The following is a 14,507-nucleotide window of genomic DNA, read 5'->3' on the forward strand; positions in this document are numbered from 1 at the left end:
CTTCCGTCATCGCCGGGCTCCCGTCACCCGGCCGACGGCCCGCCGGCTGGCCCCGGTGTACGCGAGCGCCGCCGCGACGGCGATGGCCGCGATCAGCAGGGCGATGGCGACGCCCTCGGCCCGGCCGGAGAGTTCGGCGGCGGTGAACCGCTGGTAGGCCAGGACCGGTAGCGGCTGCGGGTAGGCGCGGCCGAGCAGTGCGGGCACCTCGTACGCGCCGAGGGTGAAGGCGAAGATCAGCACCGACACGGCCAGAATCGACGGGGCGAGCAGGGGCAGGGTCACGTGCCGCAGCACCTGCCGGGGGCGGGCGCCGAGGGTGGCGGCGACCCGTTCGTGCTCGGCGACCGGCCCGCCGAGCGCGGCGAGGACGACGATCAGCACGAACGGCGCCTCCTTCCACACGTACTCGGCGATCACGGCGACCGCGTGCGGGTCGGCGACCAGGGCGGGCAGCGCGACGCCGACGGTACGGGCGGCGCGGGCCAGCAGGCCGGAGTCGGCCAGCAGCAGCCCGATCGCGACCGCGCCGATCAGGTGCGGCACCGGCAGCCCGAGCTGGGCCAGGAAGGTGGCCGTGCGCCGGCCCGCGGCGGTGCGGCGCAGGGCCAGGGCGGCGGCGACACCGATGGCGACGGCGAGCCCGGTGGCGACGGTGGAGATCCAGAGGCTCAGCAGCAGCCCGTCGGTGAACGCCGGACCGTCGGTCACCCGCTGGTAGGCGGCCAGGCCGACCGGCGTGTCGGTGAATCCGGCCAGGCCGAGGCTCTGCGCGAACCCGTAGCCGAGGCCGCCGCCGAAGAGCAGCACCACGGTGGCCAGCGCCGGCAGGATCAGCAGGAGACCGGTACGGCGGTGGTTCACTGGTGCAGTACCTCGCGCCGCCAGCCCTCCTCCAACGGAGGCAGCCACTCCGCCCGTAGCTCCGGTTGGCTGTTGCGCGACAGCTGGTCGTAGCTTGGCACCTGGGCCGAGGTGGGCAGGGCGGCGAAGCGGTCCCGCCACTCGACGTCGAGCTTGTCGAGGTCCACGGCCGGGTACTGGCCCCACCCGTCGGGGCGGGCCTTCTCGTACTGCAACTCGGGGGAGAGCATCAGGTCGGCCAGGGCGAGGGCGGCGGAGCGGTTGGCGGCGTTCGCGGGTACGGCGAGGTAGTTGGTGTTGCCGATGGTGCCCTCGCCCAGCAGCAGGGTACGGGTGGTGGCCGGGAACTGTCCCCGTTCGACCAGGCTGGTCACCTGCGCCGGCCCGTACGTCATGGTGAAGTCGACCTGCCCGTTGGCGTACAGGTCGTTGAGCTCCTTCTCGTTGGCCGGGTACGTCTCACCCGCGCGCCACAGGGCGGGCCGCAGCTCGCGCAGTGTCTGCCACAGTGGCGGGGTGAGCCGGTCGTAGGTGGCCTGGTCGAAGTCGTCCGGGATCTGGTCGACCCCGCCGGCCTGGTGGTAGAGGGCGTGCCGGACGAAGACCGAGCCGGTGAAGTCCGGCGGGGCGGGGTAGGTGAACCGGCCCGGGTGGGCGCGGATCCAGTCCAGCAGCCCGGCGACGCTGGTCGGCGGGTCGCTGACCCGCGCGGAGTCGTAGCTGAACGCGAACTGGGCGCGGCTCCACGGCACCTCGCACCCCTCGACCGGGGTGCCGAAGTCGTTGGCGACGGTCGGCTCGGACCAGTCGACGTAGCGCATGTTCGGCAACAGCTCGACCAGCCCGCACTGCCACAGCCCGGCCTGCTTGCCGGTGCGGAAGTTCTCCCCGTTGATCCACACCAGATCCACCGACCCGCCCGACCCGCGGCCGGCCTGCTTCTCGCCGAGGACCTTGTTGACCGCCAGGGCGGTGTCGGTGATCGGAACCCGGTTGATCCGGACGTCGAGCCGTTCGCGGGCGGCCGGGGCGACGACCTCGTCGACGTAGCGGTTGGCGCCGTCGTCGCCGCCGTACATGAAGAGGTTGACCGTCTGCCCGCGGGCCTCCCGCAGCACCTGGGCGAAGTCGCGGGGGGCGGGGTCGGCGTCGCCGGTGCCGGTGGTGCAGCCGGCAGCGAGCAGGCCGGCTGCGGTCAGCGTCGCCACCGCGCGCCATCGTCGGTTCATCGGGTGGGCCTCCCGGCGGGCTCGGACAGGGTACGGACAGCGTGCACGACGCGCTGCCCGGCGGTGATGGCCACCACGGCGGCCCATCCCCAGGCGAGCTCCCCGGCGAAGCCGGGCAGCAGGCAGAAGAGGGCGTGGACGGCGATGGTCTCGGCACCCTCGGCCAGTCCACCGAGGAAGTGCAGCGACCGTTCGTCACCGCGCTCCCGGCCCACCCGCTCGGCGATCGACGAGTACGCCAGCAGCGTCGCCCCGTTGACGTAGTAGGTCACCAGCAGGACCAGGAACGGGGTGGCGGGCCCGTCAACGCCGACGGCGACCCCGGCGACGAACGCCCCGTACACGGTGAAGTCCGCGACGATGTCGAGGAACCCACCCAACGGGGAGGCGGTGCCGCGGCGGCGGGCGAGCGGGCCGTCGAGGCCGTCGGCGAGCCGGGACACCAGCCACGCCACCAGCGCCGGCCACCACCAGCCGGCGGCTGCGGCGGCGCTGGCGGCCAGGCCCAGGGCCAGGCCGGCGGCGGTCAACCGGCCGGGCGTCACCCACGGCCGGTCCACGGCGGCGGCGAACCGGTCCAGGGTCTTGGCCAGGACCGGCCGCAGGCGTCCGTCGATCATCAGGTGGTGCCCTCGGCGGTCGAGACGGCGCGGGAGTCCCGGCGACGGACCCGGCGGGCCGCCGCCGCACCGGCCAGGGTCAGCGCGGCCAGACCGGCCACGGCGGCGAGGAACTGCGGCGAGGTGGGATCGGTCAGCGAGCCACCGACCGCGGTGTAGGCGACAATTCCCGGCGTCATGCCGATCGCCGAGCCGAGGGCGTAGTCGCGCAGCCGGACAGCGGTCACCCCGGAGCCGTAGTTGAGCAGCGCGAACGGGACCAGCGGCACGAGCCGCAGCCCGATCACCGCGATCAGCCCGCGCCGCGCCAGGAACTGGTCCAGGCGGTGCAGCCGGCCGCCGACGAGCCGCTCCACGGCCGGGCGGCCCAACAGCCGGCCGAGCAGGAACGACGCCACCGCCCCCAGGGTCGCCCCCACCAGCACCACCACTGATCCGCCGACCACTCCGAACAGCGCCCCGGCGGCGGCGGTGAGTAGCACCCCGGGGACCAGCAGCACGGTGCCCAGGGCGTACCCGGCGATGTACATCAGCGGTGCCCACGGCCCGGTGGCGGCGACGCGGTCCCGCAACGTCGCCACGTCCGGGGTGCCCTGGGTGGCCAGCAGGGTCGCCGCACCAGCCAGCAGGACCACCAGGAAGGTCAGCCTCGGCCACGGTGAGCCGACGATCCGGATGAGCCGTGACGCCGCCGCGGGCCGGGCTGATTCGCCGGTCATCGGTTCCCACCCCGGATCGGGTGCAGGGCGCGGCGCAGGGTGCGGAGCGCGGTCATCGCCCGGGCCGGCAGCGGCGCGGTCAGGTCGGCGCGGAGCTGGGCGAGACTGGCGTTCCACGGCCCGTCCGCGTACGTCGGGTAGGGGTGCACGGTGCTGGCCACGTCGCGTACCTTCGCGCCGCGCCGGATCGCGGCGGCGAGCTCGGCGATCGTCTCACCGGCCCGGGGTGAGACGACGGTGGCGCCGAGGAGCCGGCCGCCCGGCCCGCTCACCAGCTGGGTGAATCCGTCGGTACGACGGTCGGTGATCGCCCGGTCGACGTGGTCGTGGGAGAGCCGCTCCGCGCGTGCTCGGGTGCCGTGCCGCTGGCGAGCCTGGGCGAGGGTCGCCCCGACGCGCGCCACCTCCGGGTCGGTGAAGGTCACCCACGGTACGGCGGCGTAGTCGATGCGGCGGCGCAGCCCGAGCAGCGCGTTGGTGGCGGCGTATCCGCCCTGCACCCCGGCGACGTGGGTGAACGGGAGGGTGCCGGTGACGTCACCGGCGGCGAAGATCCGCCGGTTGCTGGTCCGCATCAGGTCGTCGATCACGACCTGCCCCCGCTCGGCGCAGTGCACTCCGGCGGCGGCCAGGCCCAGGTCGGTGCTGCGCGGTCGGCGTCCGGTGGCGACCAGGATCCGGTCGACCTCGACCGTTGCGCCGCCGCTGAGGTGGAGCGTGCCGCCGGCGGCGCGGTTGACGTCGGTCCCGGTCATCACGGTCACGCCCTCGGCGCGGAGCCGCTCGGCGATCAGCGCGCCGGCCTCCGGCTCCTCCTTGGTCAGCAGCCGGTCGGCCAGCTCGACGAGGGTGACCTCGACGCCGAGCCGGGCGAGTGCCTGGCCCAGCTCGCAGCCGATCGGGCCGCCGCCGAGGATCGCCAGCCGCCGGGGCAGCTCGGTGAGGTCCCAGAGCGTGTCGGTGGTCAGCGGGTCGGCCTCGGCCAGGCCGGGCACGGTGGGCAGGGCCGGCGCGGCACCGGTGGCGATCAGCGCCCAGCGGAACCGCGCCGGGCGGGTGCCCGCGTCGTCGGTGATCTGCAGTGTCCCCGGGCCGGTGAACTGCGCCCGGCCGGCCACCACCGTCGCCCCCGCCGCGCTGATCGTGGCGGGGGAGTCCACCGGCTCGATTCGGGTGATCGACGACCGTACGTGGGCGAGCACAGCGGCGTCGTCCACCTTCGGCGGGCCGGTCTGGACCCCGTACCGGTCGGCGGTGCGGACGGCGTGCGCGGCGTGCGCGGCGGCGATCAGCGACTTGCTGGGCACGCAGCCGGTCCAGAGGCAGTCACCCCCGGTGCGGGCGGCTTCGACCAGCAGCACCCGGGCACCGAACCGGCCGGCGGTCTTGGCTGCCACGAGCCCCGCGGTACCGCCGCCGAGGACCGCCAGATCCCACTCTTCCACCCCACCCAGCCTCCCTCGCGGTGCCGCCCGTGCGGCCGTGCCTGTCCAGGATGCCCGGTCGGGGCCCGGGCCGCCGACCCCTGTAATGCAACGGTCAGAACTGGTGGGTGGCGTACCGGCCCGGGGGCCGGCTCAGGAGCGGCTGGCGGTCTTGCGGGCGCGGTAGGCGGTGACGGCGGCCCGGTTGCCGCAGCCGGCGTCGCAGAAGCGGCGGGATCGGTTTCGCGACAGGTCGACCAGGACGTTGCCGCACTCGGGGTGGTCGCAGCTTCGTAGTCGGCCCAATTCGCCGCTGCGGACGAGATCGGCCATCGCCATGGCGGCCTCCACCGCCATCCGGGTCGCGAGCGGCGCGTCCCGGGGCACCGCGTGCAGGTGGTACGGCTCGTCGTCGTGCGTGATGAGCTGGGGTAGGGCGGCGTTCTCCCGGAGTAGTCCGTTGACGATGGACACGATCTCGTCGGTGTCGCTGTGCCAGATCCGACGCAGCCGGGGGCGCAGCTCGCGTACCGCCCGCAGCTCGCCGTCGGTGTGTTCGTGTCGTCCGCTGTATGCGTGCGCGACGAAGAAGGTGTTCAGCGCGGCCGTGTCGGGCAGGCCGTCGCCGGCTCTGCCGTCGGTGTTCACCAACGCTGCGGCGGCGATCAGTGCGCACTCCGTGTCATGGGCAAAGAGCAACTTGACTCCTGTCCTGGCGGCGACCTAGCGTCATCGGCGTTGTCTCATTTTGCCCATGACATGCTGTCGTCGCCAAGGAGGATCCGATGCGCCAATCCCCACGCGGCAGCGCCGGCCTCCTGCTGGCGGTGCTCTCGGCACTGACCTTCGCGACCTCCGGGACGTTCGCCCGCTCGTTGATCGGCGCCGGCTGGTCCGCCGAGGCGGCGGTGGTCGTCCGGGTCGGCCTCGCCGCCCTGGTCCTGACGGCGCCTGCGGTGCTGGCGCTGCGCGGTCGCTGGTCGCTGCTCCGGCGCAACGCCGCCTCGATCACCGCGTTCGGGCTGCTCGGCGTCGCCTTCACCCAGGTGTGCTTCTTCAACGCGGTGCGCTACCTGCCGGTCGGCGTCGCGCTGATGTTGGAGTACCTGGCCGTCGTGGTGGTGGTCGGCTGGATGTGGTTGGCCCACGGGCAACGACCCCGCCGGCTCACCGTCGCCGGGTCGATCGTCGCCCTGGCCGGGCTCGGCCTCGTGCTCGACCTCGCCGGGGCCGGGCGGCTCGACCCGGTGGGGGTGCTCTGGGGGCTCGGGGCGGCCGTCGGGCTGGCCGGCTACTTCGTGCTCGCCGGCCGGATGGACGCGCACCTCCCGTCGGTGGTGCTGGCCTCCGGTGGGATGGCGGTCGGCGCCGGTGTGCTGCTCCTGCTCGGGCTGGTCGGGGTGTTGCCGCTGCGGACGTACACCGGCCCGGTCGACTTCGCCGGGCAGCGCACCAGCTGGCTGGTGCCGGTGGCGGGACTGGTGCTGGTCGCGGCCGTGCTCGCGTACCTCGCCGGGGTCGCCTCGACCCGTCTCCTCGGTGCCCGGCTGGCCTCCTTCGTCGGGCTGACCGAGGTGATGTTCGCCGTGCTCATCGCCTGGCTGGTGCTGAATGAACTGCCCACAGTGATCCAGCTATCCGGCGGGGTTCTGATCGTCGCTGGGGTGGCCCTGGTCCGCCTCGACGAGCCACGAGAGACCCCGACGGTGGCGCAGGGCCAGAAACCGGCACTCGCCACCCACGGTTGACCCCTGGCAAGCTCGACGCACACCTGGACGACCTGCCGGCTCACTACTTCGTCCGGCGGTTCGCGCTGACCCTTCCCTTCCCGGATGTGCTGCCGGCGCCCGCAGCCCTGACGGAGACGTGGGCGATGGGCGAAGCTGCCCGCCGGGGGCGCGGCCAGACGCGGAGCTGTCCACTTTGACGGATCTTCCTGCCATCTTGGCCGCTCTTGTGGACGAAGAAGATCTTCGGGCGCAATCGGAACAGCCCCTGGTGTAAACGTCGATGGTGCTGTTCGATGACTGCCACGTCCCGCAACGAGAGGATCCGATGTGAGTAGACGCTTCACCGCTGGCGCCGTCGCCACCGTGACGGGCCTGGCGTTGACGGTCACGGGGCTCAGCGTCCCCGCTGGCGCCGCACCGAGCAGCAGCGAGACCTTCACTGTGGTCGCCGAGGACGGCGTCAGCGCCGAGGCGGCCCTGGCGGAGATCCAGGCAGCCGGGGGCGCCGTCGTAACCCGGATCGACGATGTCGGCGTGTTCCAGGTGACCAGCGACCAGGTGGACTTCACCGACCGGATCGCCGAGGCCGACACCCTGATCGGTGCCGTCGAGCAGAAGGCCATCGGCCGTAAGCCCAAGCTGGACCCGGTCGAGCAGGAGGCGCTGCTGACCGCCATCAACGGCAAGGGCTCCGGCAAGGACAAGGGCTCCGGTTCCGGCAAGGGGTCCGACGGCAAGGGCAAGAAGATGGACCCGCTGGACGACAAGCTGTGGGGCCTGGACATGATCCGCGCCGACAAGGTCCGCAAGAAGGAGCCCGGCGACCGGCGCGTCACCGTCGGTGTGCTGGACACCGGCGTCGACGCCAGCCACCCCGACATCGCACCGAACTTCAACTGGGCGTTGTCCCGCAACTTCGCGCCGGACATGCCCGAGGTCGACGGTGAGTGCGAGGTGGCGAGCTGCCTCGACCCGGTCGGCACCGATGACGGCGGCCACGGTACCCACGTGGCAGGCACCATCGGCGCCGCCGCCAACGGCTTCGGCCTCTCCGGGGTCGCGCCGAACGTCTCGCTGGTGGAGCTGAAGGGCGGCCAGGACTCCGGTTACTTCTTCCTGGAGCCGGTGGTCCAGTCGTTGCTGCACGCGGGCCGGGCCGGCCTCGACGTGGTGAACATGTCCTTCTACGTCGACCCGTGGCTCTACAACTGCACCGCCAACCCGGCCGACTCGCCCGAACACCAGGCCGAGCAGCGGGCCATCATCAAGGCGATGAAGCGGGCGCTGACCTTCGCCCACGAACAGGGCGTCACCCTGGTCGGCTCCCTCGGCAACAACCACGAGGACCTGGGCGCCCCCCGGACCGACACGTCCAGTCCGGACTTCGGTGACACCCCGCCGTACCCGCGTGAGATCGACAACGACAGCTGCTGGGACCTGCCGGTCGAAGGGCCGCACGTGATCGGCGTCTCCGCCGTCGGTCCCTCGGGTAAGAAGGCCGCCTACTCCAACTACGGCACCGAGCAGATCGGCATCGCCGCGCCCGGCGGCTGGTTCCGCGACGGTTTCGGCACCGACACCTTCAGCACCTTCCCCAACCTTATCCTCTCCACCTACCCGGAGAAGGTGCTCAAGGAAGACGGACTGGTGGACGCGGACGGCAATATCGATCCGAGCGCCGAAGGGCTCGTCTTCAAGGAGTGCAAGAGCAACGGTGAGTGCGGCTACTACCGCTACCTCCAGGGCACCTCGATGGCGTCGCCGCACGCCTCGGGTGTGGCCGCGCTGATCGTCAGCAAGCACGGGAAGAAGCAGGGCCGCAACGGCTACGGTTTGGCCCCGGACCTGGTCGAGCAGCACCTCTACCGCACCGCCACCAAGAAGGAGTGCCCGAACCCGCGGCTGCAGCAGTACCGCGACGAGGGCCGCGACGAGACCTACGACGCGTACTGCGCCGGTGGACGCAACTTCAACGGCTTCTACGGGCACGGCGTCATCGACGCGTACACGGCGGTAACCACCCCGCTCAAGTCGCACGGCCGGCCGTAGGGCTGACCGAGCACCGGCCCGGCCGACCCGACAGGGTCGGCCGGGCCTTTCGGTTCAGCGCACCGCGTGGCCCCCAACTGCCAGCGCGGCACGTCGGCTTCAGCGCAGCGCGTCGGCGACAGTGCCGGCGGCCGTGCGGACCTGGCCGCCGATCGTCTCGATGTCCAGCGGCGTCAGGGAGACCACCCCGACGCTCGCCTCCAGACCCGGTACGCCCAGCACGGGCGCAGCCACCCCGTGCGCCCCGGACTGCAACTCCCCCGCCGTGTCCACCGGCTCGGCCACGCCGGCTCGGCCGGCGAGAATCGCCCGCCCCGCCGCCCCGCGCTCCAGTGGATGCCGCGCCCCGGTCCGGTACGCCACGTGCAGGGCGGTCCAACTCGGCTCGACCACCGCCAGCGCGACGCCCTCACCGCCCTCGACCACGGTCAGGTGCGCGGTCGCGCCGGTCTGCTCGGCGAGTTGGCGCAGCGCCGGCAGCGCCCCCTCGGCCAACAGCGGCTGGGCCCGCCGGGCCAGATTCAGCACCCCTACGCCGAGGCGGAGCCGGCCATCGGCGTCCCGGCGCAGCAGGCCATGCGCGCTCAGCGGCGCGACCAGCCGGTACACGGCGGCGCGCCCGATCCGTAGCTGGCCCGCCAGCTCGGTGACGGTCAACCCGCCGGGCGCGTCGGCGACCAGGTGCAGTAGGCGCAACCCCCGGTCCAGCGTCTGTGCGCTCTCGCCGCCCCGCGGGGTCGGCGGGTCGCTGCGTCGGGGGGTCGTGTCCACGCCAGCAGCGTACGACCCGGCTCCCGGCGGCCCGAGGAAGCGGGGACGGATACCCTTGTCCGGTGACCCTACGCCTGTATGACACCGCCACCCGTTCGGTGCGGGACCTCGTCCCGCGGGAAGCCGGCAAGGTGGGGATCTACCTGTGTGGTCTCACCCTTCAGGCGCCGCCGCACATCGGTCATCTTCGCTCCGGCGTCAACTATGACGTGCTCCGTCGATGGCTGCTGGCGCGCGGGCTCGAGGTCCGCTTCATTCGCAACCTCACCGATATCGACGACAAGATCCTGGTCAAGGCGGTGGAGCAGGACCGACCGTACTGGTCGATCGCCTACGCCAACGAGCTGAAGCTGACCGCCGCGTACCGGGCGTTGAACGTGCTCCCCCCGACCTACGAGCCGCGGGCCACCGGGCACGTCCCGGAGATGCTGCAGCTGATCGCGAAGCTGATCGACGCCGGCCACGCCTACCCGGCTTCCGACGGCTCCGGCGATGTGTACTTCGACGTGCGCTCCTGGCCCGCGTACGGGGCGCTGTCCAACCAGTCCCCGACCGACATGCAGCCGGCTGGCGACGCCCCCGAACGGTGCAAACGTGACCCGCGCGACTTCGCCCTCTGGAAGGGCGCCAAGCCCGGCGAGCCCGCCGACGCGTACTGGCCGTCGCCGTGGGGGCGGGGTCGGCCCGGCTGGCACATCGAGTGCTCGGCCATGTGCTGGCGCTATCTCGGCAGCGAGTTTGACATCCATGGCGGCGGGCTGGACCTGACCTTCCCGCACCACGAGAACGAACTCGCCCAGTCGCAGGCGGCCGGCCTCCCATTCGCCCGTTACTGGGTGCATCACGGCCTGCTCAACATCGGCGGCGCGAAGATGGGCAAGTCCTGCGGCAACTCACTTGACCTGACGTACGTGGACTCGCTCGGGGTGCGTCCGGTGGAGCTGCGCTACTACTACGCTGCCGCCCACTACCGGTCGATGATCGATTACTCGGAGGACGCGCTGCGGGAGGCGGCCGTCGCGTACCGGCGGATCGAGGGCTTCGTGCAGCGGTCCGCCGAGCGGGTCGGCGCCGGCCAACCCGCTGTGGTGCCCGCGGCGTTCGCCGCCGCCATGGACGACGACCTGAACACCTCAGCGGCGCTTGCCGTGCTGCACGAGACGGTTCGGGACGGCAACACCGCGCTGACCGGGGGCGACGATGTGACCGTCCGCACCACGCTCGGCCAGGTGCGGGCGATGCTGGATATCCTCGGGGTCGATCCACTCGACCCGGCGTGGAGTGCCGGCGGCGGCACGGACGATCTCTGCGCCGTGGTCGACTCGCTGGTGGAGCTGGCCCTGGAGCAGCGGGCGCAGGCGCGCAGCCGCAAGGACTGGTCCGCCGCCGACGCCATCCGTGACCAGCTCAAGCAGGCCGGCGTGGTGGTCGAGGACACCCCCCAGGGCCCCCGTTGGACTATTGGAGAGCAGGACTGATGGCCGGCAACTCGCAGCGCCGTAGCCGACGGCTGACATCGAAGGCGGGCGCCCCGAAGGGCTCCGGCGGCAAGGGGCGGGACGCCCTCGCCGGGCGGGGTCGTACCCTACCCGCCGACGAGCGGCCGTGGCACAAGGCGTACTCGGGCACCGAGAAGCTGCCCCAGCGCACCGCCTGGAAGCAGGAGAAGGAGCGTCGGAGCGCGGCCGAGGAGGGGCGAGCCCCGAAGATCGGTAAGCCCGGTACGAAGGACACCACCTGGGGCAAGGGCGGCGGCCGGGGTGTTCCCACCAACAAGAGCGACCGGGGCGTCCCCCACAAGAGCGGCCGGGGTCGGCCAGAGAGCCGCAGCGGTGGCCCGCGGGTCGCCCCCGGTCGTCGGACGAACCCGGCGAAGGACGCTCCCGAGCTGTTGGTCGGCCGCAACCCCGTGCTCGAGTCACTGCGCGCGAACGTGCCGGCCACCGCCCTCTACGTGGCGCATGGACTCCACACCGACGACCGGATCAGTGAGATCGTCCGGACCGCGGCGGACCGGGGCATCGCGATGCTGGAGGTCAGCCGCGCCGAGCTGGACCGGATGACCGGCGGCGTGTTGCACCAGGGCGTTGGCCTCCAGGTGCCGCCGTTCCGGTACGAGCCGTTCGAGGACCTGACGGCGGCGGCGCTGGAGCAGCCCGCCCCGCTGCTGGTGGCGCTGGACGGGGTCACCGACCCGCGGAACCTGGGTGCGGTGATCCGGTCGGCCGCCGCGTTCGGTGCGCAGGGGGTCTTCGTCCCCGAACGGCGGGCCGCCGGGATCACCGCGACCGCCTGGCGGACCAGCGCCGGTGCCGCCGCGCGGGTTCCGGTCGCCCAGGTCACCAACCTGACCCGGGCGCTGAAGGCGTGCAAGGACGCTGGCTTCGTTGTGGTCGGCCTGGACGCCGACGGAGAGACCGACCTGTACCACCTGGAAGCCGCCGTTGGCCCACTCGTGGTGGTGGTGGGATCCGAAGGGCGCGGCCTGTCCCGGCTGGTTGGCCAGACCTGTGACCTGACCGTCCAGATCCCGATGGTCTCCGACGTCGAGTCGCTGAATGCCAGCGTCGCGGCGGCCGTGACGTTGGCCGAGGTGGCTCGCCGCCGGGCCGCCGAAGCCTGAACTCCGCACACGAAAGGGGGCGGTCCGCATCAGCGGACCGCCCCCTTTTCGTGGATCAGGATTCGTGGATCAGGATTCGTGGATCAGGATTCGTGGATCAGGATTCGTGGATCAGGACGAGATCCGGAGGCCGGTCTTCACGTTGAAGATGTGGCTACGTCCGGGCTGCGGCCGGACGAACACGGTGCCGCCCATGTTCGGCATGGTGCGCCGGTCGGTGCGGACCACGAACCGCTCGTTGGTGCCCTCCAGCGCGGCGTGGCCGTAGATGTTCGCGTCCGACCCGAGGTCCTCGACCAGCTCAACGGTGACCGGCAGACCGCCCTCGGTCGGGCTGACCAGCTCGCAGTCCTCCGGGCGGAAGCCCACCACGACCTTGTCGCCGGCACCCTCGGCGCGGGCCGCCTCGACCTGCTCGCGGGTCAGCGGGATGTGCATATCGGCGAACTCGGCACCCTTGTCGGTCAGCGGCACGGTCTTGATGTTCATCGCCGGCGAGCCCATGAAGCCGGCGACGAAGACGTTGGCCGGGGTGTCGTAGAGCGACCGCGGCGTGTCGACCTGCTGGAGCTCACCGTCGAGCAGGACCGCCACCCGGTGCCCCATCGTCATCGCCTCGACCTGGTCGTGGGTGACGTAGACGGTGGTCACACCGAGCTTGGACTGCAGGGACGCGATCTGCGTACGGGTCTGCACCCGCAGCTTGGCGTCGAGGTTCGACAGGGGCTCGTCCATCAGGAAGACCTGCGGCTCGCGGACGATTGCCCGACCCATCGCCACCCGCTGGCGCTGGCCACCGGAGAGCGCCTTCGGCTTGCGGCCGAGGTACTCCTCCAGCTGGAGCAGCGTCGCCGCCTCCTTGACCCGCCGGTCGATCTCCGCCTTCGGGGTCTTGCGCAGCTTGAGGGCGAACGCCATGTTCTCGTACACCGACATGTGCGGGTAGAGGGCGTAGTTCTGGAAGACCATCGCGATGTCGCGGGCCTTCGGCGGCAGGTGGGTCACGTCCCGGTCGTCGATGGAGATCGAACCCTGGTCAACGTCCTCGAGGCCGGCGAGCATGCGCAGGCTGGTGGACTTACCGCAACCTGAGGGGCCGACCAGGACCAGGAACTCGCCGTCGCCGATCTCCAGGTCAAGCTGGTTGACGGCGGGCCGCTCGGTGCCCGGGTAGATCCGGGACGCCTTGGCGTAGGTAACCGTGGCCATGGGGGTGCTTCCTTTCACCGGCAGGAACGTGCCGGACGATCCGAGTGAAGGAGCGGACCGGCCCGCAGCTGCGACCCGGCCCACGGCCGACGGGCGTCGACCGCGTTCCTGAACGGTAGATCGGTTTCCTCCGCATGCCAAGAACGGGAGCAGCCGGTGGGACCGGCACCATACGCATAACGGTCAAGCGAGCAGTGCCGGACACGAAACGACAACGGTCGGGGCGTGCTGCCGACGATAGTCGTGCTGACCGGGCCTGCCGCGCGGGAAAACTGGATGTCAGTCGCTATGCTGGCGTCGGCAACACGCCCCTGTAGCTCAGCTGGACAGAGCACTCGCCTTGTAAGCGAGATGTCGCCGGTTCGATCCCGGCCGGGGGCTCCAACACGGCTCCACCTGCACAAACGTCGGTAAGCCTCCCGAGGAGGCGAACCGAACGATGCTTAGAAACCACTCGCTTAGCGACGTTGCGAGGATGCCGGGCTCCCAGCATCCCGGGGCATGGTGATCCGTATGCCTGCCCAGCATCCCAAGACACCTCGCCCTGATCCAGGCCACTATCGCGCTTGGCTCAACTCGTGGGCACTCGCCATGCGGTCCGACGGCCTCAGTAAGCGCACCGTCGACATGTACGTAGACGCTGCTGTGCTCTTCTCCGGGTGGCTACTCGCGACCCAGCCGAAGGTTCATGACTGGGAGCAGGTCGGCCGGGACCACGTTCGGGAGTTCTTCGCCTGGCTTCGCGCCGGGTCCGAGTCGGGTCATCCCTGTCCGCACCGTCTTCAGCCCGGCACCACGCCCGGCTGCAACGGCTATGGCAAGGGGTATGTCAACAACGTCGGCCGGTGCCTTCAGCAGTATTTTGCCTGGTACGCCAATGAGGAAGCCGGTCACCGTGGGCCGCTGACCGCCAATGGTATTTACCAGCTACTCACCCGGCGGGGTGAGCGACTCGGCATCCAGTTGTATCCACATCTAATACTCCAGCCGGGGTTGTTGACCTTGACTGAGCTGGGGTTTGATGCGATGCGGGAACGAGGGCAGCCACCGCCGATCATGGGTGGTTGTGTGGACTGACCATGATGCAGCGGTGGCTGCCGGATACAGGGTAGACGCCCAGCGGTGGCGGGTGTTGTTCGACGACTTGATGCTGACGGTCGGGCAGCGTTTCCGCAGGCCGGAGCCTCGCCGTCGGGTGCGTGACTTTGTCCGGGGCTTGCTGGCGCCGTTGCCGCGGAAGAGCTGCTGGACGATCGCGGAGCATGCCGG

Annotated in this window: 13 protein-coding genes, 1 tRNA gene and 2 pseudogenes; 8 read left to right on the forward strand and 8 right to left on the reverse strand. The window is 71.5% G+C overall.

The window, feature by feature from the left end; genetic code table 11:
- Window positions 1-6 precede the first annotated feature (6 nt).
- The 6 genes from SALPAC6_RS0120910 to SALPAC6_RS0120935 form a co-directional block, all read right to left on the reverse strand.
- Window positions 7-864, reverse strand: coding sequence for an ABC transporter permease (locus SALPAC6_RS0120910; protein ID WP_018255283.1), 858 nt, complete (start codon window positions 862-864; stop codon window positions 7-9).
- Window positions 861-2,072 (reverse strand): ABC transporter substrate-binding protein, encoded by a 1,212-nt coding sequence (locus SALPAC6_RS0120915; protein ID WP_026189921.1) that lies wholly within the window; start codon window positions 2,070-2,072, stop codon window positions 861-863. Before SALPAC6_RS0120915 ends, SALPAC6_RS0120910 begins: the two co-directional genes overlap by 4 nt.
- 17 nt (window positions 2,073-2,089) lie before the next feature.
- Complete coding sequence (locus tag SALPAC6_RS0120920) at window positions 2,090-2,713, reverse strand: CDP-alcohol phosphatidyltransferase family protein (RefSeq protein WP_018255285.1); 624 nt, start codon at window positions 2,711-2,713, stop codon at window positions 2,090-2,092.
- Complete coding sequence (locus tag SALPAC6_RS0120925; protein ID WP_018255286.1) at window positions 2,713-3,432, reverse strand: TVP38/TMEM64 family protein; 720 nt, start codon at window positions 3,430-3,432, stop codon at window positions 2,713-2,715. Before SALPAC6_RS0120925 ends, SALPAC6_RS0120920 begins: the two co-directional genes overlap by 1 nt.
- The gene (locus SALPAC6_RS0120930; protein WP_018255287.1) at window positions 3,429-4,877 is read right to left on the reverse strand and encodes a dihydrolipoyl dehydrogenase family protein; all 1,449 of its coding nucleotides are present in this window, start codon (window positions 4,875-4,877) and stop codon (window positions 3,429-3,431) included. The genes SALPAC6_RS0120925 and SALPAC6_RS0120930 overlap by 4 nt, the downstream gene beginning before the upstream one ends.
- A 132-nt stretch (window positions 4,878-5,009) precedes the next feature.
- Window positions 5,010-5,555: a CGNR zinc finger domain-containing protein gene (locus SALPAC6_RS0120935; protein ID WP_018255288.1), complete on the reverse strand. Its 546-nt coding sequence runs from the start codon at window positions 5,553-5,555 to the stop codon at window positions 5,010-5,012.
- Between the two features lie 86 nt (window positions 5,556-5,641).
- Between SALPAC6_RS0120935 and SALPAC6_RS0120940 the strand changes: the two genes are divergently transcribed.
- From SALPAC6_RS0120940 to SALPAC6_RS0120945, 3 genes and pseudogenes are all read left to right on the forward strand, one after another.
- A complete protein-coding gene (locus tag SALPAC6_RS0120940; protein ID WP_018255289.1) occupies window positions 5,642-6,604 on the forward strand; it encodes an EamA family transporter in 963 nt (320 codons plus the stop codon).
- Between the two features lie 11 nt (window positions 6,605-6,615).
- A pseudogene (locus SALPAC6_RS28260) lies at window positions 6,616-6,860 on the forward strand (HAD family hydrolase); the annotation flags it as partial.
- Between the two features lie 53 nt (window positions 6,861-6,913).
- Window positions 6,914-8,635 carry a S8 family serine peptidase gene (locus SALPAC6_RS0120945; RefSeq protein ID WP_018255290.1) on the forward strand — a complete coding sequence of 574 codons (1,722 nt, stop codon included), beginning with the start codon at window positions 6,914-6,916 and terminating at the stop codon, window positions 8,633-8,635.
- 99 nt (window positions 8,636-8,734) lie between these two features.
- Here the strand turns inward: SALPAC6_RS0120945 and SALPAC6_RS0120950 are convergent, their stop codons facing one another.
- Complete coding sequence (locus SALPAC6_RS0120950) at window positions 8,735-9,406, reverse strand: IclR family transcriptional regulator (RefSeq protein WP_018255291.1); 672 nt, start codon at window positions 9,404-9,406, stop codon at window positions 8,735-8,737.
- Between the two features lie 62 nt (window positions 9,407-9,468).
- On the opposite strand from SALPAC6_RS0120950, the gene cysS reads away from it, so the two are divergent.
- Window positions 9,469-10,884, forward strand: a complete 1,416-nt coding sequence (cysS, locus tag SALPAC6_RS0120955; protein WP_018255292.1) for a cysteine--tRNA ligase — start codon at window positions 9,469-9,471, stop codon at window positions 10,882-10,884.
- Window positions 10,884-12,029 carry a 23S rRNA (guanosine(2251)-2'-O)-methyltransferase RlmB gene (gene rlmB / locus SALPAC6_RS0120960; RefSeq protein ID WP_018255293.1) on the forward strand — a complete coding sequence of 382 codons (1,146 nt, stop codon included), beginning with the start codon at window positions 10,884-10,886 and terminating at the stop codon, window positions 12,027-12,029. The genes cysS and rlmB overlap by 1 nt, the downstream gene beginning before the upstream one ends.
- A gap of 111 nt (window positions 12,030-12,140) precedes the next feature.
- Here the strand turns inward: rlmB and SALPAC6_RS0120965 are convergent, their stop codons facing one another.
- Window positions 12,141-13,238 (reverse strand): ABC transporter ATP-binding protein, encoded by a 1,098-nt coding sequence (locus tag SALPAC6_RS0120965; RefSeq protein WP_018255294.1) that lies wholly within the window; start codon window positions 13,236-13,238, stop codon window positions 12,141-12,143.
- A 307-nt stretch (window positions 13,239-13,545) separates the two neighbouring features.
- Here SALPAC6_RS0120965 and SALPAC6_RS0120970 point away from each other — a divergent pair.
- The 3 genes and pseudogenes from SALPAC6_RS0120970 to SALPAC6_RS31330 form a co-directional block, all read left to right on the forward strand.
- Window positions 13,546-13,622 (forward strand) — tRNA-Thr (locus tag SALPAC6_RS0120970).
- Between the two features lie 129 nt (window positions 13,623-13,751).
- Complete coding sequence (locus tag SALPAC6_RS26420) at window positions 13,752-14,315, forward strand: hypothetical protein (RefSeq protein ID WP_223874448.1); 564 nt, start codon at window positions 13,752-13,754, stop codon at window positions 14,313-14,315.
- Between the two features lie 70 nt (window positions 14,316-14,385).
- Window positions 14,386-14,507, forward strand: a pseudogene (locus tag SALPAC6_RS31330) (IS701 family transposase); the annotation flags it as partial.

Source organism: Salinispora mooreana (assembly GCF_000379065.1).
GTDB classification, from domain to species: Bacteria; Actinomycetota; Actinomycetes; order Mycobacteriales; family Micromonosporaceae; genus Micromonospora; species Micromonospora mooreana.